Raw genomic sequence first — 520 nt, 5'->3', positions numbered from 1 at the left:
CGCGTCCCAAACGATCTGCTGGAAGAAGGCGGACCGTTGGCGCGCCATTGATCTCCAAAACGCCGTCTATCTCGCAAACCCTGTCACCGTCGAGGGCCCGGACGGTCTTGATGACGGGGATACCTGGCGCAAGATAATGCCGTTCTGAAGCAAGTTTCGAAGCCTCCTCCGGTAGGTTCGAAACAACAAGATCTCCCCGCGAAACCCCGTCCAGGGGTATGACACGATACCATCCCGGCGGCACGCTTTCGCTCGGATTGTAGAGCAGGCGCGGTGGCAGGATACCGGTTGCCGGAAGGGCGACCAATGCGACGCCGATCACGGAAAACCCGCTCCAGAATGCTGCACGGAGGCTCATGAATTGCCCCTCCATTTGCCAGGATGCAGCGCTCGATGTCTTATCGAAAGTGCCGCTAAATCCGCCTTGGCGGTCGTAGTTTCACGAGCCATTTCCTGATCCTCGCGCGCGATTCCACACCGTCGAATACTTATTCAGGTCATCGACATGATAGACGACGGT

At 57.9% G+C, this 520-nt stretch carries 1 protein-coding gene; it reads right to left on the bottom strand.

From position 1 onward, the window contains the following. Window positions 1–358 (bottom strand): S26 family signal peptidase (locus HY30_RS19880; protein WP_199286287.1); only part of this gene is annotated, 358 nt, incomplete at its 3' end. Between the last annotated feature and the right edge of the window lie 162 nt (window positions 359–520).

It is taken from the genome of Hyphomonas chukchiensis (assembly GCF_000682695.1).
GTDB classification, from domain to species: Bacteria; Pseudomonadota; Alphaproteobacteria; order Caulobacterales; family Hyphomonadaceae; genus Hyphomonas; species Hyphomonas chukchiensis.
This window is presented reverse-complemented; position numbering and strand designations above follow the sequence as displayed.